Consider the following 16,641-nt stretch of genomic DNA (forward strand, 5'->3'; position numbering starts at 1 on the left):
CGGAAGCGATATTCCTGAAGGAGTACAGGTGAACCTGAAGCGCAATGGTGCCCTGCTCGGCCTGTTTGCGGCCGGCGCACTCACGCTCGCGGCTTGCGGTACCGACAACAATGCAGGCTCGGTCGAGGTCGACGCCGACGCCTCGGGCGCGACCTGCGAGGGCAAGGCGAACCTTTCCGGTGCGGGGTCGTCTGCGCAGAAGAACGCGATGGACAACTTCGTTTCCACCTACATCGCCGTCTGCAACGAGAAGGGCGCTTCGGTCAACGTGGCGTACAACCCGTCGGGTTCCGGTGACGGCCGCACGCAGTTCATCGCCAACCAGATCGATTTCGCCGGCTCCGATTCGGCCATCAAGGAGGAGCAGGCCGCGCTGGCAGCCGAGCGTTGCGCCGGGAACCCGGCATGGAACCTGCCTCTCGTGTTCGGTCCGGTCGCACTTGCCTACAACCTCGAGGGCGTCGACAATCTGGTCGTCAACGGTGAGGTTGCCGCAAAGATATTCAACGGCCGGATCACCACGTGGAACGATCCGGCGATTGCTGCGCTGAACGAGGGCGTCGAACTGCCCGACAGCCCGATCACCGCGATTGTCCGTTCCGATTCGTCGGGTACCACCGACAACTTCCAGCAGTACCTCGAAGCAGCATCCAACGGCGCATGGACCACCGGTGCAGGCTCCGATTTCACCGGGGGTATCGGTGAAGGTGCGAAGGGCTCGGCCGGTGTCGCCCAGGCTGTTTCGGGCGCTCCCGGATCGATCACCTACGTCGAACTGTCGTTCGCCGAGCAGAACGGACTCAGCATCGCTTCCATCGACACCGGCAACGGCCCGGTCGAGCTGAACTCCGAAACCGCCGCTGCGGCCATCGACGGCGCGGAGTTCGCCAGCGCAGGCGGCGGCGATCTGACCCTGGACCTCTCGTCGATCTTCGGCACCGACGCCGAAGGCGCATACCCGCTGGTGCTCGCGACCTACGAGATCGTCTGCTCGGGCGGCTACGACGCCGAAACCTCGGCAGCGGTCAAGTCGTTCCTGGTCAGCGCGGCCAACGAAGGCCAGGAGGGCCTCGAGGAAATCGGCTACGTCCCGCTTCCCGAGTCCTTCAAGTCGAAGCTGACCGAATCGATCGACGCCATCGCCTGATCGTCTGCACAGGCGGACCGCCCGTTCCGGAAATTCACGACGAGATAGATTGCGAGTTCACATGAGTGACGCGCCGAGCACCTCGGCTACTCGCGCCGCCGGTCCTGACCCGGCCGGGTCAGGACCGGGCGGTCCGCACGGCAGTACACCGGAGGCCAAGATTACTTCCCCACAGACCAAGAAGAAGACCGTCGTTCGGCCAGGCGACCGGATCTTCAGTTCGTTGGCTTCCGGGTCCGCCGTCCTGGTCTCGGTGATCATCGCCGCGATCGCGGTGTTCCTGGTGTGGCGCGCGGTGCCTGCGCTGCAACGCAACACCGTCAACTTCCTCACCAGCCGAGATTGGATCACGCAGGACATCGAGGCGATGGCCTTCGGTGTTCTCGACCTTTTCCAGGTCACGGTCCTCGTGTCGATGTTCGCGCTGGTACTGGCGATGCCGGTGGCCCTCGGTATCGCGATCTTCCTCACCTCGTATTGCCCCGAACGGATCAAGAAGGCGCTCGCGTACGTGATCGACCTGCTCGCCGCGGTGCCGTCGATCGTCTACGGCCTGTGGGGCATGCTCATCCTGGCGCCCTTCCTGCGACCGGTCGCAGAGTTCCTCAACACCAACCTCGGCTGGTTCCCGTTGTTTGCGACGGGCAGCGGATCGATCATCGGCGGCGGAACGATCTTCACCGCGGGCATCGTGCTCGCCGTGATGATCCTGCCCACCATTGCCGCGGTCAGCCGCGAGGTGTTCGTCCAGACACCCACCGCGCACATCGAGGCCGCACTCGCACTCGGTGCGACCCGCTGGGAAGTCGTGAAGACCACGGTCATCCCGTTCGGCAAGTCCGGTTACGTCAGCGGTTCGATGCTCGGTCTCGGACGTGCACTCGGCGAGACCATGGCCCTCTACCTCATCCTGCGGACCACCTCCGAGGCGTTCTCCTGGTCGCTGTTCGACGGAGGCGCCACCATCGCGTCGAAGATCGCTCTCGGTTACGCCGAATTCAACAACAACATCCAGGCCGGTGCCTACATCGCCGCGGGTCTCGTGCTCTTCGTCCTGACCTTCGTCGTCAACGCCGCAGCCCGCATGATCGTCGCTGGAAAGAAGGACTGACGCCATGACGACGACCACCCTCACATCGCCCGTCAAGGCACCGACGTTCCAGCGGGTCAGCGGTGCACGCAGGACCAAGGACGTCGCGGCCACCGTGCTCGTCACCCTCTCGGTGCTCATTGCGCTCGCGCCTTTGGCCTGGGTGCTCATCACCGTGATTGCCAAGGGCATGCCCGCCCTGCTCTCCTCGACCTGGTTCACCAATTCGCTGAGCGGACTGACCGCTTCGTCCATGGGCGGCGGTGTCTACCACGCGATCGTCGGCACCCTCCTGCAGGGATTGGTGTGCGCGATCATCTCGATCCCGCTCGGCGTGTTCGTCGCGATCTATCTCGTCGAGTACGCGGGCAAATCGAAGCTCGGTCGCATCACGACCTTCATGGTCGACATCCTCAGCGGTGTGCCGTCCATCGTTGCCGCGTTGTTCATCTACGCGCTGTGGGTGGCGACCTTCGGAATGCCCAAGTCCGCATTCGCGGTGTCCCTCTCGCTGGTGCTGCTGATGGTGCCGGTCGTGGTGCGCAGCACCGAGGAGATGCTGCGAATCGTCCCTCAGGATCTCCGCGAGGCGTCGTACGCGCTCGGGGTCCCGAAGTGGAAGACGATCGCCCGGATCGTGCTCCCGACCTCGCTCGCAGGCATCATCACCGGAATCATGCTCGCCCTTGCCCGCGTGATGGGTGAGACTGCGCCGCTGCTGATTCTCGTGGGATACGCACCGTTCATCAACTTCAACCTGTTCGGTGGTGAGATGGCCACCTTGCCGGGTCTGATGGTCGCCGAGATGAACAACCCCACCGAAGCGGGCTCGATGCGTATCTGGGGTGCCGCTCTGACGCTGATTCTCATCATTGCGATCCTCAATATCGCCGCCAAGCTGATCGGTCGCTTGTCGCAGGTCGGCTCCAAGTAGACGAGCCGGCGATGACCACATTCTTCGAATTCGATACACCATTAGGGAGCCGGTAATGGCCAAGCGTCTGGACCTCAAGGACGTCAACATCTTCTACGGGAAGTTCCACGCGGTGTCCGACGTGACGCTCTCGGTACCTCCTCGCAACGTCACGGCGTTCATCGGCCCGTCCGGCTGCGGTAAGTCCACCGTGCTCCGCTCCCTCAACCGTATGCACGAGGTGACCCCCGGTGCCCGCGTCGAAGGGTCGGTGCTCCTCGACGGCGAGGACATCTACGACGCGTCCGTCGATCCGGTGGGTGTGCGCAAGACCATCGGCATGGTGTTCCAGCGGCCGAATCCCTTCCCGACGATGTCGATCCGCGACAACGTCGTTGCGGGCCTGAAGCTGCAGGGCATGCGAGACAAGAAGAAGCTCGACGAAGTCGCCGAGAAGTCGCTGCGTGGTGCGAACCTGTGGAAGGAAGTCAAGGATCGCCTCGACAAGCCCGGCGGTGGTCTGTCCGGTGGGCAGCAGCAGCGCCTCTGTATCGCCCGCGCGATCGCGGTGCAGCCCGACGTGCTGCTCATGGATGAGCCGTGCTCCGCTCTCGACCCGATCTCGACGCTTGCGATCGAGGATCTGATCACGGAACTGAAGCAGGAGTTCACGATCGTGATCGTCACGCACAACATGCAGCAGGCGGCCCGCGTGAGCGACCAGACGGCGTTCTTCAATCTCGAGGCCATCGGTAGGCCAGGCAAGCTGATCGAGATCGACGACACCGAGAAGATCTTCTCGAACCCGACGCAGAAGGCCACCGAGGACTACATCTCGGGTCGCTTCGGCTGAGATCTTCCCGGCGACAGTACGAATAGGAGAGCCCCGACCGGATTCATCCGGTCGGGGCTCTGCGCGTGTGGGGCAGGAGAACTCAGGATTCGGGGTACACAGTGAGCTTGTCGACGCGCTGCTGCACGGTGTGGAAGTCCTCGAGGGTGGGCAGCTTGCCCGTCACCAGGAAGATCACACGACGACCCACCTCGACGGCGTGATCGGCGAAGCGCTCGTAGAAGCGTCCCAGCAAGGTGACGTCGACGGCCGCCGCCACACCGTGCTTCCATTCGCGGTCCATGAGCACCGTGAACAGGTGGCGGTGGAGATCATCCATCGCTTCGTCCTCCTCGTGGAGGCGTGCCGCGCGCTCGGGGTCTCGGGTTTCGAGGATCTCGCGGGTTGCGGCGCCGAGAGACACGGCGATCCGGCCCATCTCGGCGAAGTATCCGCTGACCTCATCGGGAAGCACGTGATTGGGGTGACGTCGACGCGTGGCCTTCGCGATGTGCAGTGCAAGCGCACCCATCCGGTCGATATCGGCGACGATCTGGATTCCGCTCACCACTGCGCGCAGATCGCCGGCGACCGGACCCTGCAGCGCGAGAAGCGCGAATGCCTTCTCTTCACACACAGCACCGAGTTCGGTGATCTTGTCGTGCTCTTCGATCACCATCTCCGCGAGCGGGAGGTCGGCCTGGAGCAGGGCTTGGGTGGCCCGTTCCATCGCCGTTCCGGCGAGCCCGGCCATTTCGCCGAGTAGCCCGGTGAGTTCATCCATCTGTTCGTTGTAAGCGACGCGCATAACGTCACACCATACGGCGTCCGAGGGTCCTTATCACGATCAGAGAGTGAACCGGAGGTGAACGACGCGGGTGGGTTCAGCGCTCTCAGCTGCAGGGATCGGCGGCGGCGTTGGTAACGGTGAGGTCGGCGGGTAGCTGGACTGCGCCCTCGGCGTCGGCTTCTTCGATCGCGACCGGTACGAGCGGGCTCCCGGGCGGCGTGGGTGACACGACGACACCGTCGTAGCCGTATCCGAGAACGACCTCGACCACATTTCCGATCGACGAATCCGATGCACGCTGCAGCACCGCGCCGGGGAACGCCGAGGCGACCGTCATCGCTTCGGCCTCCATCCCGGGAGCGAACCGGACGACCGTGTGTGTGCTGGTGCCCGTGTAGTTGCCGGTGCTGTAGATAGGGAACCCGTACATGGCAAGTTCGTCGGCAGTGCTTGCGGCGAGCCCGGACACATCCGATGCGTTGGATACCTGCACCGACACCCAGGACGGATCGACCGCCGAGAGGGAGGGGGCCATCTCCGGTGGCGCGTCAGGATCGGCCTCGGCGACCGGGTCGCGCTTTTCGCCTGGAAGGGGCTGGTCGTCGATGATCGCGGTGAAGATGGCTTCGATGTCGTCGAGCCGGGGAATCTCGTTGCCCCACTCGGTCGTGCCTGCAGTGGGCGTGGTCAGGAAAGTCACGGCTCCGGCGTCGACGTTCTGAAGGGACCGGCCGAGCTTCACCAGCGAATCGGCGTTGACGTTCTCGACGAAGGTCGCGCGGGTGAAGGCACCGATGAGACCGTTCAGCTTTCCCGGGTCGAGTAGGACCTTGTTCGACAGCGCGGACCGCAGCAGCGACGACAAGAACTTCTGCTGACGGTTGATACGCGAATAGTCGCTGTTGATCTCGGACTCGACCTTGCGCGCACGAACGTAATCGAGGGCTTGCCGACCATCGAGAAGGTGGGTGCCCGCGGTGTCGATGATCGTGCCGAGCTCACCGTCCACCAACGGAGTCGGGGTGCAGACCTCGACGCCGCCGACCTCGTCGACCATCGATTCGAAGCCCGCGAAGTCGATACCGATGAAGTGGCCGATCTTCAGGCCCGATATCTTCTGGATCGTCTTGACCAGGCATTTCGGCCCGCCAAGGGCGTATACCGCGTTGAGTTTGTCGCCGTCGGCCGCGGGGTGGATCTCCGAACTGTACTCGCCGGTCGAGCTGTCCCACGCGAGACAGACCGGCCGTTCGACATCGAGATCCCGGGGAAACGACACCGCAACGACGCGACTGCGATCGGCGGGAATGTTGACGAGGATCGCAACGTCGGCGCGTGAGCCCTCTGCGTCTTCGACGCTGCCTGCACCCACCTGGCCGCTGGCGCCCGCACGTGTATCGGTACCGACGATCAGGTACGTCTCGTCACCGGTCTGCCCGATCGGATCGACGATGTCTGCGGACTCGGTGTCGAGCGCTGCGATCTGAGAGAACCCGGCCTCCGTCGCTCGGAGGTAACTCCAGACCGACCCCGTGCCCACCAGGGCGAGGACGGATACGAGCGCGACCGAGACTCGCGCGAACAATCGGAGTTTCCGTTTCTTGCGCTTCTTGCTCAACGCCAGCCGACTCAGTCCGTCGCCGGCGACCGCCTGAGGCGTTGCCGTCGACTCGTCGCCGACATCGTCGGGCTCGGCGTCCGGTCGTGGGGGGACCACGGCGGTGGCCGGCGCGACCTGCCTGGTGCGGTCATGGTCGGCCGGGGTTGTGCGGGCCGGGACAGGGCCATGAGGTGGGCGAGCGGGGGGAAGCGCCGCCGCCGCGGTCAGGGGAGGTGGATCCGCCCGCTGTGGAGGTGTCGCTTCCACGGGCGTGCGAGGTTGCTGATGCGGTGGCCCGGGTACGCGTGAAGGCCGCGACGCCACCGGAGGCGGAGCCTGCTGTGTTCCGGGTGCAGGCGGAGCCTGCGGGGTTCGGGGTGCAGGTGGAGCCTGCGGGGTCCGGGGCGCGGGCGGAGTGCCGGCGGCCCGAGGTGAAGTGGGCGGTCGTGGCGCCGGGGAAGGTGGAGATGCGGCGGGAGGCGGCGGCAGTGACGGTGCTGACGGCGCTGACGGGGTGGACGTCGATGACGGGGTGGAGGGGGGCGAATTCTTCTCGCGATCCACCTTGTTCATCAGCTCCGCGACGGTGAGCTGTTTCGACTTGTCCGCAGAGTCGTTGCGTCTGCTGCGTGCGCTCTCGCTGCGGCGGCTGTCGGAGCGGCGGCTGTCGGAGCGAGAACCGGCACTACTACCGGTGTCCGACCGAGCGCGATCGGTTCCTATGTGGTCGGGCCGGTCCCGGCGGATTCGGCCGGAGTGTGCGTCGCGGTTGGAGGGGTCGGCGATCGGCCGCTCCCAGGGGGCACGACTGTCGGGCGAACCCGAATCGTGCTCCTCATCCACAGATGCCCCGGCCTCTCCGCGTCGCGTCTCCGCACTCGTAGTGTTCGCCCTCGGTCCGAGCGACCTCGCCATGATACTGATTGCCGGGTGACACACGGAGATGTGCGAGTTTTGTCTCGCTCGGATTGTGAATCAGCGCAGCTCAGCCGCCAGAGTGCATGATGTCCGCGCCCGCTGGAACCAGCGTGTCGTCGGGGTCGTCGAGCCATCCGTCCGGAAGTGCCACAGAGCTGGGGGAGCCTTGGCGGCCACGCGGGCCTTCGGCATCGGCCGGGAACGGGACGGTCGGGTCGAGCAGGCCGAGGAGATCGTCGAGTTCGCTCAGCGACGACACCCGCGCCAGGCTGCTCCGCACTTCCGAACCCGCCGGGAATCCACGCAGGTACCAGGCGATGTGCTTACGGATTTCGCGCATGCCCTTGTCCTCACCGTGGTGATCCGCGAGCAACGTGGCGTGGCGGCGCATGATCACCGTGACCTCGCCCAGCGTCGGAGGGGTGGGGATCTCCCGGCCGTTCAGTGCCGCGCTCAATTCGGCGAACAACCAGGGACGCCCCAGACATCCGCGTCCGACGACGACACCGTCGCAGCCGGTCTGCGCCATCATCTTCTCGGCGTCCTCGGCATCGAAGATGTCGCCGTTGCCCAGGACCGGTACGTCCGTGACATGGTCCTTGAGGCGGGCGATCTCGTTCCAGTCCGCGGTGCCCGAATATCGCTGGGCAGCGGTGCGGGCATGCAGTGCCACAGCAGCAGCACCCTCGGCGGCAGCGATGTGCCCCGCATCGAGGTGAGTGTGGTGCTCGTCGTCGATGCCGATGCGGAACTTGACCGTGACCGGGATGTTCGTGCCCTCGGTGGCGCGTACCGCCGCCGCGACGATCTGTCCGAACAGGCGACGCTTGTACGGCAGAGCCGAGCCGCCGCCCTTACGGGTGACCTTGGGGACGGGGCACCCGAAGTTCATGTCGATATGGTCTGCGAGGTCCTCGTCGACGATCATCTTCGCTGCGGCGTATGTCGTGTCGGGATCGACCGTGTAGAGCTGTAGCGAACGAGGTGTCTCGGTGGGGCCGAACGTGGTCATGTGCATCGTGACCGGATGACGTTCGACGAGGGCGCGCGCGGTCACCATTTCGCACACGTACAGGCCGGACGTGCTGCCGATCCGCTCGAGTTCGAGGTCGCGACACAGAGTGCGAAATGCGACATTCGTCACCCCGGCCATCGGAGCCAGCACGACAGGGCTGTCCAATTCGAGCGAGCCGATCTTCAGGGCAGACATGAGAACCTCGAGAAAGCGTTGTGGTGCAGAGGAATACGACCAGGTTCCTGCGGAGGCAGGATGGAACACCTGTGCCCGGTGCCGAAACCGGCACCGGGCACAGGATAACTGCCGGCGGTGGTAGCGCCCGAATCGGTCGATTCGGGCTCCACTCGCAGCGTCAGGAGACGGCCGCGGCGCGCTCGCGCTTGGCTGCCTCGCGGGCGAGGGAACGGTCGCGCATCTCCTCGAACTTCACGGTCTGCTTCTCGAGGTCTTCGAGGAAGTTGCCGAGTTCGTCGAGCGTCTGGGCGCCGGCGCTACCGAAGTCGCGGTCGAACAGCTTCCACTTGCGCAGAACGGGCATCACGACGTCGTCCAGGTGCTGGCGCAGGTCGTAGATGCCGTGCTTTGCCATCAGGACGCCGTTGCGACGGAAATTGGGCATGCCTGCGCCGGGCATCTCGAAGTTCTTCAAGACCTCGGTGATCGCTTCGAGGGCTTGGACCGGCGCCACGTCGAGGGCTGCCTCGCAGATGTTGCGGTAGAAGATCATGTGCAGGTTCTCGTCGGCGGCGATGCGTTGGAGCATCTTGTCGGCGATCGGGTCGTCGCACGCGTGGCCGGTGTTGCGATGGGAAACACGGGTCGCGAGTTCCTGGAAGGTGACGTAGGCGACCGAACGCAACAAGCCCGTATCTTCGTTCGGCGACGCGAACCCGTTCGTCATGTGCTCCATTCGGGCGTTCTCGAGCGCCACCGGATCGACACCACGCGTGACGACGAGGTAGTCGCGCATCACGATGCCGTGCCGGTTCTCCTCCGCCGTCCACCGTCCGACCCATGTGCCCCACGCGCCGTCGCGCGAGAAGTTGACGGCGATCTCGCGGTGGTAGGACGGCAGGTTGTCTTCGGTGAGCAGGTTGGTGATCATCGCGGCCTTGGCCACCTCGCCGAGGCGTGACTGCTCGGGATCCCAATCGCTGCCGCCCATCGCGGCGAAGTTGCGGCCTTCGTCCCACGGCACGTAATCGTGGGGGTGCCAATCCTTCGTCATGGAAAGGTGCCGGTTGACGTTCGCCTCGGCCACCGGCTCCAGCTCACGCAGTAGCTCCAGTTGAGTCAGGACTCGCGTCATGAATTCGTACCCCTGTCCGTGTGATGTCGTGTCTTGCTGCAGCCTACGGGACCGTAGGTTTGTGTCCGTCGAAGTTTGTCGCCGCGCACCGGAACCTGGCAGCCGATCGGAATCACAATGTTGCCTGTCACAAAATGTCCGTGGCTACGGTACCGGGTCATCGCCGTTTACCGCCGGAAGTCCCTGAATCGGAAACGGCCCCGGTGGGTCCGAGGCCGTGTCCGTACGACAGATCAGATTGCGCTGATCAGCGCTTTCCTCCGCCGAGCAGCCCGCCGAGCAGTCCGCCGAGTCCGCCGCCGGAATTACCGCCGAGGACGCCTCCGAGTATGTCGCCGAGTCCGCCGCCGGTGTTACCCGAGCCGCCCGCAGTCTTCTTCAGCAGTCCGCCGAGCAGGTCGCCGAGGACACCCTGGTCGCCCGTGCTCGCGGTCGTCGCGGTGGACGCGGGATTCCCGGTCAGCTGCTTCGCGATATACGACAGCACGATCGGCGCCAGGATCGGCAGCAGTTGCGCGATGAGGTCTTTGCCCCCGGAACCGTTGACCGAACCGAGGGTGCTGATGACCTCGTTCTTGTTGTCTCCGAACACGTTGGCGACGATCTTGTTGCCGTCCGCGGTGTCGACCTTTGCGACGTCGACTCCGCCGTCGAGGATCGTCGAACCCGAGTGCTTGTTCACGGCCGACATCAACGACGCCGCGCCCGCTGTGTCCTGAGCGTTCGCGTCCAGGCCGCCGACGAGCGTCGGGAGGGCCGCGCGGACCGCGGTCTCCGCGGTTGCGGTGTCGACGCCGAGTTCGCGCGCCACCTGATCGATCGGTACCTGGGAGATCAGTTCTTCAAGGCTTGCCATGTGGACCCTCGCCTGGTCAGGGCACCCCACCGAGGGGCGCCGGTGTGGTGAGAGTATCGACCGCGTCACGGTCGGTCGCGTGCCGGCCGTCGGGAGGGTCGTCGTAGCGAAACGAGGCAGCACACCAGGCTGACGAGCGTGCCACTGACCAGTAGCACGAACCCGTTCTGATTGGTCAGGGCAGTGCTGTGGTTCTCCACCAGATAATCGCCGTGAGACTGGAAGATACGCACCGCTGCAGTCGCACAGACCGTAAGGGCGAGGACGGAGCCGGCCCAGCCGGTGACCACGGAGTCGAACAGGGCGGCGATCAGCAGTAGTACTGCTGCTGCCGCGAGCGGAACCGCGAGTGACTCGTACAGCGGTAGGCCCGCAACGGCGAGGCTCGTGGGATCGCCGTTCGGAAATCCGTCGCGGAGCCCGGAAAGAGGGGCTTCGGTGGAACGAACCCCGCCGACCATGGGCAAAACGGTGCCGATGCCCAGCGCGACGGCAGCCAGGAACAGTCCCAGATCCACGAAGCTGCGCATGTGCCTCCCACCGAATTCGATTCGCGCGTGCTCACACTATCCATAGCGGGCCGGGGAACGCGGGGCGAAACGCGAGGACATGGAATTGAATCCACTATGTCCGGGTGGACCGTAGGCTTGGCTCATGTCTGACGCCAGGACATCGTCCGAGATCGACCGAGCGGGAATGAAGCCGTGGCTCAAGAAGACCATCGCGGTGGTCGTGACCCTGCTCGTGCTCGTCATCACCTACTTCGTGCTCGCTGCGTTCCTGCCTCGGTGGTGGGCGCAACGTATCGCCGGCCTCGCCGAAGGGGGATTCTCCCGCGGGATTCTGTGGGGGCTGCTGTTCGGGATCCTGTGCACTGCGATCCCACTCGTCCTACTCGTGTGGGTGTGGCAGGTGCGCGGGTGGAAGTACGGTCGCGGCGTCCAGATCGCCCTCACGGTCCTCGCGCTCGTTGTCGCGATACCGAACCTGATGACGCTCAGTGTGGTGCTCGGCGGTGGGAACGCGGCACACGCCGGTGAACGGATCATGGACGTCGATGCGCCCGGATTCCGAGGAGCCTCGCTGGTCGGGGCTGTTATCGGCGTGCTCGTGTTCGTGTTTCTCGTCATCGCGGTGGCGCGGTACCGGAAACGCGGGAAGGACCTGCGCACTGCACGCGCCGACCTCGAGCGGAAGGCCGCGGAAGCAGAGAAGCGCGACACCGATTCCCCCGGCGGCCCAGCGGACGGTGTGCCGCCGGAGGGTTTCTCGCGCGGTTCCGTCGATCGCTGACTCTTGCCTGATGGTTGATATGAAAATGGCCTGGCGTCCTCCGAAGAGAATCGCCAGGCCATTCCTGGTGCCCCCAGTAGGGCTCGAACCTACGACCTGCGGATTAAAAGTCCGTAGCTCTACCAACTGAGCTATAGGGGCATGGGCGCACAGTGTAACCACACTGCGCTGCCTGATCGTATCCGACGCGCAGCCGAAGACTTCAATGGGCTCGGGTGCACACCCCCTGCTTCCGCACCCGAGCCGCGCAAAGCATACCACTCGGTGTGTTCTGTGGTTCATGGCGCTCCGAAGGTCGGGTCACGCGGTCACGACGAATGCTGCGCGACTACTGTTTCGTGTCGGGGATCGGATACTCGGAAGGCTCGATTCGCTGATGTCACGACAACAGGAACGTGCGCGTCGTACGCGTTCCGCCATCATCAGGGCTGCTGCAGTCGAGTTCGCCAAGCGCGGCTACGGCGCAGCGTCGATCAACTCGATTCTCGAACATTCGAACGCCACCAAGGGCGCCATGTACTTCCACTTCGAGTCCAAGGACGAACTTGCGCGCGCGGTGCTCGAAGAAGGCCTCGAGCACTACCGGGCGATCGCTACTCGCTGGGTCGGGGCAACAGACCTCGACCCGTTCGAGCGCCTGCATGGAATGATCGCCGAGCTCGGAGAAGCTCTCCACAGTGATGATGTGATTGCGGCGGAGTTCAGGCTCGTCACCGAACCCGAGTTCGTGAACGAAGCGCGATTGCGTGGCAGTTACATCTGGGGGAGAGCGGGCTACCAGCTCGCGGTCGAAGCGCGGGAGCAGGGATTGTTCCGTCCGGACGTGGATATTCGCAGGTTCGTCGAGGCGGTCGGATCGTCGTTGGCCGGCCAGCGCTACCTCGCGGACCTCGCTTCGCCGGACATCGACGTCAAGTCGAAGTTCGAGGCCTGTCTCGAGGTCCCGCTCGAAGCGATGGCCTCGGAGCAGTGGCTGGCTCGCTGGCGAGAGCGGGGTTGGCCGCGAACAGTGGAATGACGGCATGACCAGCTGATTTGTGAATCAGGAATGCCGTGGCATAAGCTGTGCAAGCTCCCAGCGGAACGGAAAATCCCGTTGAGGGTACGGGTCGGAGGAATCCGGTCGGGCCCCCTTCGTCTAGCGGCCTAGGACGCCGCCCTTTCAAGGCGGTAGCGCGGGTTCGAATCCCGTAGGGGGTACACTTCGGTTTCGGCCGAATGTGTGCAGTACGCTGGCAGAGAACTGAATAGCAAGGCCCTGTGGCGCAGTTGGTTAGCGCGCCGCCCTGTCACGGCGGAGGTCGCGGGTTCGAGTCCCGTCAGGGTCGCAGAAGTATGCGATCGGCATTCGGTTCGGGTGCCATCCGGCCAGGTAGCTCAGTTGGTACGAGCGTCCGCCTGAAAAGCGGAAGGTCGCCGGTTCGATCCCGGCCCTGGCCACAACGATGGTTGCGTTTTCGGCCATCGACAAATGAATACAAGTGGCCCACCGCGTGCGGTGGGCCCAGCTATGAGAGCCCGATGGGTTCCTATGGCCCTGTGGCGCAGTTGGTTAGCGCGCCGCCCTGTCACGGCGGAGGTCGCGGGTTCGAGTCCCGTCAGGGTCGCTCTGCGCGAAGGCCCGGTATCGATGAGATGCCGGGCCTTCGTCGTCGTTACGGCACTGTCGCCGACCGGCATTCGGTGTGCTCGGCTACCGCCACCGAGTGAACATGTTCTAGTGTGTCCTACGTAACTGCGTGGACACGTGTCCGAACAATCCGGGGGTTGATGTGCGCATAGCTCTGCTGTCGTACCGGAGCAAACCGCACTGCGGAGGTCAGGGCGTATATATCCGCCACCTCAGTCGGGAGCTCGCAGCCCAGGGTCACGACGTCGAGGTCTTCTCGGGCCAGCCGTACCCGGAACTCGATCCGTCGGTGACCCTGACGAAAGTTCCCAGTCTCGACCTCTATCGCGACGACGACCCGTTCCGCACACCGCGACCCGGCGAGTACCGCGACCTGATCGACGTCCTCGAGGTTGCCACCATGTGGACGGCCGGGTTCCCGGAACCGCGCACCTTCGGCCTGCGCGCGGCCCGGCTCCTTCGTGATCGAATCGCTGATTTCGACGTCGTCCACGACAATCAGTCACTCGGGTCCGGCCTCCTCCGTATCGCAGAGGACCTACCGCTGGTCGCGACCATCCACCACCCGATCACCCGGGACCGCGAACTGGATCTCGCCTCGGCAACCACCGTGCGTCGCAAGATCACCCTGCGGCGGTGGTACGGATTCCTGCGAATGCAGGGGCGGGTCGCCCGGAAGATACCGACGCTGCTCACCGTCTCGGAGAACTCCGCCGACGATATTCGCACCGCATTCGGCATCGAGCAGGACCGGATCCACACGATTCCCCTCGGCGTCGACACCGATCTGTTCGCTCCCGCGACCACGCCTCGGGTCCCGGGCCGCATCGTGTGTGTGGCCAGCGCCGACGCTCCTCTCAAAGGTGTGCCGACGCTGCTCGAAGCGGTGGCCAAACTGCACACCGAGCGCGAGATCGAGCTCGTGCTCGTCTCCAAGCTCGCCCCCGGTGGTGCCACCGAGCGTCGGATCGAAGAACTCGCGATCGGCGATGTCGTGCGCACCGTGTCGGGGATCGACGACGCCGCGCTCGCGGAGCTACTGGCATCGGCGGAGATCGCTGCGGTCCCGTCGTTGTACGAGGGTTTCTCGTTGCCTGCCGTCGAAGCCATGGCGTGCGGGACACCCCTCGTGGCCAGTCGCGCAGGCGCGATCCCCGAAGTCGTAGGCGACGCCGGCGAGCTCGTGCCACCGGGTGATGCCCAGCGGTTGGCCGACGCGATCGCGGCACTGCTCGACGATCCGGCGCGGCGGACGCAATTGGGCACCGCTGCCCGTGCCCGTGTCGAAGAGAAATACAGCTGGGCTGCGGTCGCCGCGCAAACCGCGGGCGTCTACGAGAACGCGATCGCGGTGCACGAAGGAAGGAGCAACTGATGTTGACCGTCGACTTCGATCGGCTGGGGGTGCGGCCGGGTTGCCGCGCGATAGACATCGGCGCCGGTGCAGGCAGGCACTCTTTCGAGCTGTACCGGCGCGGCGCGGATGTCGTGGCCTTCGACCGCAGCGCCGACGACATGAAAGCGGTCGCCGACATGTTCGTGGCGATGGAACTCGAGGGGCAGGTACCCGAAGGGGCCCTTGCCCGTGCCGAGGTAGGTGACGCGCTGGCGTTGCCTTATGCCGACGAGACGTTCGACGTCGTCATGATTTCCGAAGTCCTCGAACACGTTCCCGAGGACGATCGCGCGATCGCGGAGTTCGTGCGGGTCCTCAAACCCGGGGGTGTCGCAGCTGTGACTGTCCCGCGATGGCTACCCGAGAAGATCTGTTGGGCGTTGTCGGACGCGTACCACGAGGTCGAGGGCGGGCACGTCCGCATCTACAAGGCGGACGAACTGGCCACCAAGCTCGTCGCGGCCGGTTTGACGGTGCGCGGCACCGACCACGCACACGCTCTGCACTCGCCGTACTGGTGGCTCAAATGTGCGGTCGGCGTCGACAACGAGCAGAATCCGCTGACCAAGGCCTACCACAAGATGCTCGTGTGGGACCTGATGGAAGGTCCGTGGCTGACCCGGACTGCGGAGAAGCTCCTCGATCCCGTCATCGGTAAGAGTGTCGTGTTCTACCTCGAGAAGCCGGGTGCATCCGGTGCGCCGCAGTGAGTTCCATCGCCGGGTGATCCCGGAGGTTCCGGGTGTGCTGTCGCGCGACGAGTGCTATGCGACAGGGCAGGCGATTGCGCGCATGCAGGAGCCGTCCGGGGCGATTCCCTGGTTCCCGGGTGGTCACACGGATCCGTGGGATCACGTCGAGTCCGCAATGTCGTTGACGGTCACCGGGCTGCGCGAGGAAGCGTCGGCCGCCTTCGGGTTCCTTCGCCGTACACAACGTCCCGACGGTTCATGGCCCGTGAAGTTCCGGAACGGGGTCATCGAGAACACCGATACCGACAGTAACTTCACCGCCTACATCGCGGTGGGGGTGTGGCACCACCATCTCGTGACCGGCGACCGGATGTTCATGTCCGAGATGTGGCCGACCGTGCGAGCCGCGCTCGACCATGTCGTCGACATGCAGTTTCCCGGCGGGCATATCGCGTGGGCGCGTGGGTCGGGCGGACTCGTCGACGAGGCGTTGCTCACCGGATGCGCCAGTATCCACCAGAGCTTGCGGTGCGGGATTCAGCTCGCAGAACTCATCGACGACCCGCAGCCGGAATGGGAAGTGGCGCTGTATCGACTGGGGCATGCGTTGCGCAGGCACCCCGAGGTGTTCACGCCGAAGCCCGAATACTCGATGGACTGGTACTACCCGATACTCGGTGGCGCGTTGCGAGGCCCCGAAGCCCATCGTCGCATCCGCGAGCGATGGGCCGACTTCGTCGTGGACGGGCTCGGTATCCGCTGTGTCGACCACAAACCGTGGGTGACCGGCGCGGAGACGTGTGAGCTCGTCCTCGCGCTCGATGCCCTCGGTGACAGCGAACGAGCACACGAGTTGTTCGCGTCGATGCAGCACCTGCGCGACCCGGACGGTTCGTACTGGACGGGCCTTGTCTACGACGACGGTAAGCGGTGGCCCGTCGAGGTCAGTTCGTGGACGAGCGCGGCCGTGATCCTTGCGGCGGATGCGTTGTCGCGGACGACCGGCGGCAATGCGGTGTTTCGTGATGCTGCAATGCCCCGGGGGCAGGTGGGTCGTGATCGCTGCACCGAGCATTGCGAGGTGTTCGTCTGACACTGCACCGAGCATTGCGAGGTGTTCGTCTGACACTGCGCCGAGCATTGCGAGGTGTTCGTTC

The 16,641-nt window shown here is 64.9% G+C and carries 15 protein-coding genes and 5 tRNA genes; 13 read left to right on the forward strand and 7 right to left on the reverse strand.

Translation table 11 applies throughout. The features are described 5' to 3' along the window. Positions 1-28: 28 nt before the first annotated feature. The 4 genes from pstS to pstB all read left to right on the forward strand — a co-directional run bounded on the left by pstS (position 29) and on the right by pstB (position 4,003). Positions 29-1,147 (forward strand): phosphate ABC transporter substrate-binding protein PstS, encoded by a 1,119-nt coding sequence (gene pstS / locus MWU77_RS01010; protein WP_169688307.1) that lies wholly within the window; start codon positions 29-31, stop codon positions 1,145-1,147. A 61-nt stretch (positions 1,148-1,208) separates the two neighbouring features. Next, the gene (gene pstC, locus MWU77_RS01015) at positions 1,209-2,258 is read left to right on the forward strand and encodes a phosphate ABC transporter permease subunit PstC (protein WP_169688308.1); all 1,050 of its coding nucleotides are present in this window, start codon (positions 1,209-1,211) and stop codon (positions 2,256-2,258) included. Positions 2,259-2,262: 4 nt separating this feature from the next. Continuing rightward, positions 2,263-3,171: a phosphate ABC transporter permease PstA gene (gene pstA, locus MWU77_RS01020; RefSeq protein WP_169688309.1), complete on the forward strand. Its 909-nt coding sequence runs from the start codon at positions 2,263-2,265 to the stop codon at positions 3,169-3,171. A gap of 55 nt (positions 3,172-3,226) precedes the next feature. Beyond that, positions 3,227-4,003, forward strand: coding sequence for a phosphate ABC transporter ATP-binding protein PstB (gene pstB / locus MWU77_RS01025; protein WP_247272739.1), 777 nt, complete (start codon positions 3,227-3,229; stop codon positions 4,001-4,003). An 82-nt stretch (positions 4,004-4,085) separates the two neighbouring features. Here the strand turns inward: pstB and phoU are convergent, their stop codons facing one another. From phoU to MWU77_RS01055, 6 genes are all read right to left on the reverse strand, one after another. Then, positions 4,086-4,790 carry a phosphate signaling complex protein PhoU gene (gene phoU / locus MWU77_RS01030; RefSeq protein ID WP_247272740.1) on the reverse strand — a complete coding sequence of 235 codons (705 nt, stop codon included), beginning with the start codon at positions 4,788-4,790 and terminating at the stop codon, positions 4,086-4,088. 85 nt (positions 4,791-4,875) lie between these two features. Beyond that, positions 4,876-6,861, reverse strand: a complete 1,986-nt coding sequence (locus MWU77_RS01035; protein ID WP_374229803.1) for an LCP family protein — start codon at positions 6,859-6,861, stop codon at positions 4,876-4,878. Between the two features lie 496 nt (positions 6,862-7,357). After that, the gene (gene dusB, locus MWU77_RS01040) at positions 7,358-8,500 is read right to left on the reverse strand and encodes a tRNA dihydrouridine synthase DusB (RefSeq protein ID WP_169688313.1); all 1,143 of its coding nucleotides are present in this window, start codon (positions 8,498-8,500) and stop codon (positions 7,358-7,360) included. 160 nt (positions 8,501-8,660) lie between these two features. Continuing rightward, positions 8,661-9,617: an acyl-ACP desaturase gene (locus MWU77_RS01045; RefSeq protein ID WP_169688314.1), complete on the reverse strand. Its 957-nt coding sequence runs from the start codon at positions 9,615-9,617 to the stop codon at positions 8,661-8,663. A 247-nt stretch (positions 9,618-9,864) separates the two neighbouring features. Continuing rightward, positions 9,865-10,473, reverse strand: coding sequence for a DUF937 domain-containing protein (locus MWU77_RS01050; protein ID WP_169688315.1), 609 nt, complete (start codon positions 10,471-10,473; stop codon positions 9,865-9,867). Between the two features lie 65 nt (positions 10,474-10,538). Beyond that, positions 10,539-11,003 (reverse strand): hypothetical protein, encoded by a 465-nt coding sequence (locus MWU77_RS01055; RefSeq protein ID WP_169688316.1) that lies wholly within the window; start codon positions 11,001-11,003, stop codon positions 10,539-10,541. Between the two features lie 124 nt (positions 11,004-11,127). Here MWU77_RS01055 and MWU77_RS01060 point away from each other — a divergent pair, with 124 nt between their 5' ends. Further along, positions 11,128-11,766 (forward strand): hypothetical protein, encoded by a 639-nt coding sequence (locus tag MWU77_RS01060; RefSeq protein WP_240959137.1) that lies wholly within the window; start codon positions 11,128-11,130, stop codon positions 11,764-11,766. Between the two features lie 65 nt (positions 11,767-11,831). On the opposite strand, the gene MWU77_RS01065 is transcribed toward MWU77_RS01060, so the two are convergent. After that, positions 11,832-11,907 (reverse strand) — tRNA-Lys (locus tag MWU77_RS01065). 235 nt (positions 11,908-12,142) lie between these two features. Here MWU77_RS01065 and MWU77_RS01070 point away from each other — a divergent pair. The 8 genes from MWU77_RS01070 to MWU77_RS01105 all read left to right on the forward strand — a co-directional run bounded on the left by MWU77_RS01070 (position 12,143) and on the right by MWU77_RS01105 (position 16,577). Then, a complete protein-coding gene (locus tag MWU77_RS01070; RefSeq protein ID WP_169688317.1) occupies positions 12,143-12,784 on the forward strand; it encodes a TetR/AcrR family transcriptional regulator in 642 nt (213 codons plus the stop codon). A gap of 109 nt (positions 12,785-12,893) precedes the next feature. After that, positions 12,894-12,966 (forward strand) — tRNA-Glu (locus tag MWU77_RS01075). Between the two features lie 54 nt (positions 12,967-13,020). After that, positions 13,021-13,094 (forward strand) — tRNA-Asp (locus tag MWU77_RS01080). A gap of 38 nt (positions 13,095-13,132) precedes the next feature. Next, a tRNA-Phe gene (locus MWU77_RS01085) sits at positions 13,133-13,206 on the forward strand. Between the two features lie 93 nt (positions 13,207-13,299). Continuing rightward, a tRNA-Asp gene (locus tag MWU77_RS01090) sits at positions 13,300-13,373 on the forward strand. Positions 13,374-13,538: 165 nt separating this feature from the next. Further along, on the forward strand, positions 13,539-14,771 hold the full coding sequence (locus tag MWU77_RS01095) for a glycosyltransferase family 4 protein (protein ID WP_169688318.1): 1,233 nt from the start codon (positions 13,539-13,541) through the stop codon (positions 14,769-14,771). Then, positions 14,771-15,502, forward strand: coding sequence for a class I SAM-dependent methyltransferase (locus tag MWU77_RS01100; RefSeq protein WP_169688319.1), 732 nt, complete (start codon positions 14,771-14,773; stop codon positions 15,500-15,502). The genes MWU77_RS01095 and MWU77_RS01100 overlap by 1 nt, the downstream gene beginning before the upstream one ends. After that, positions 15,489-16,577: a prenyltransferase gene (locus tag MWU77_RS01105; protein WP_247272742.1), complete on the forward strand. Its 1,089-nt coding sequence runs from the start codon at positions 15,489-15,491 to the stop codon at positions 16,575-16,577. Before MWU77_RS01100 ends, MWU77_RS01105 begins: the two co-directional genes overlap by 14 nt. The last annotated feature ends 64 nt before the right edge of the window (positions 16,578-16,641 follow it).

Source organism: Rhodococcus sp. F64268 (assembly GCF_023015605.1).
Taxonomy (GTDB): domain Bacteria; phylum Actinomycetota; class Actinomycetes; order Mycobacteriales; family Mycobacteriaceae; genus Rhodococcus.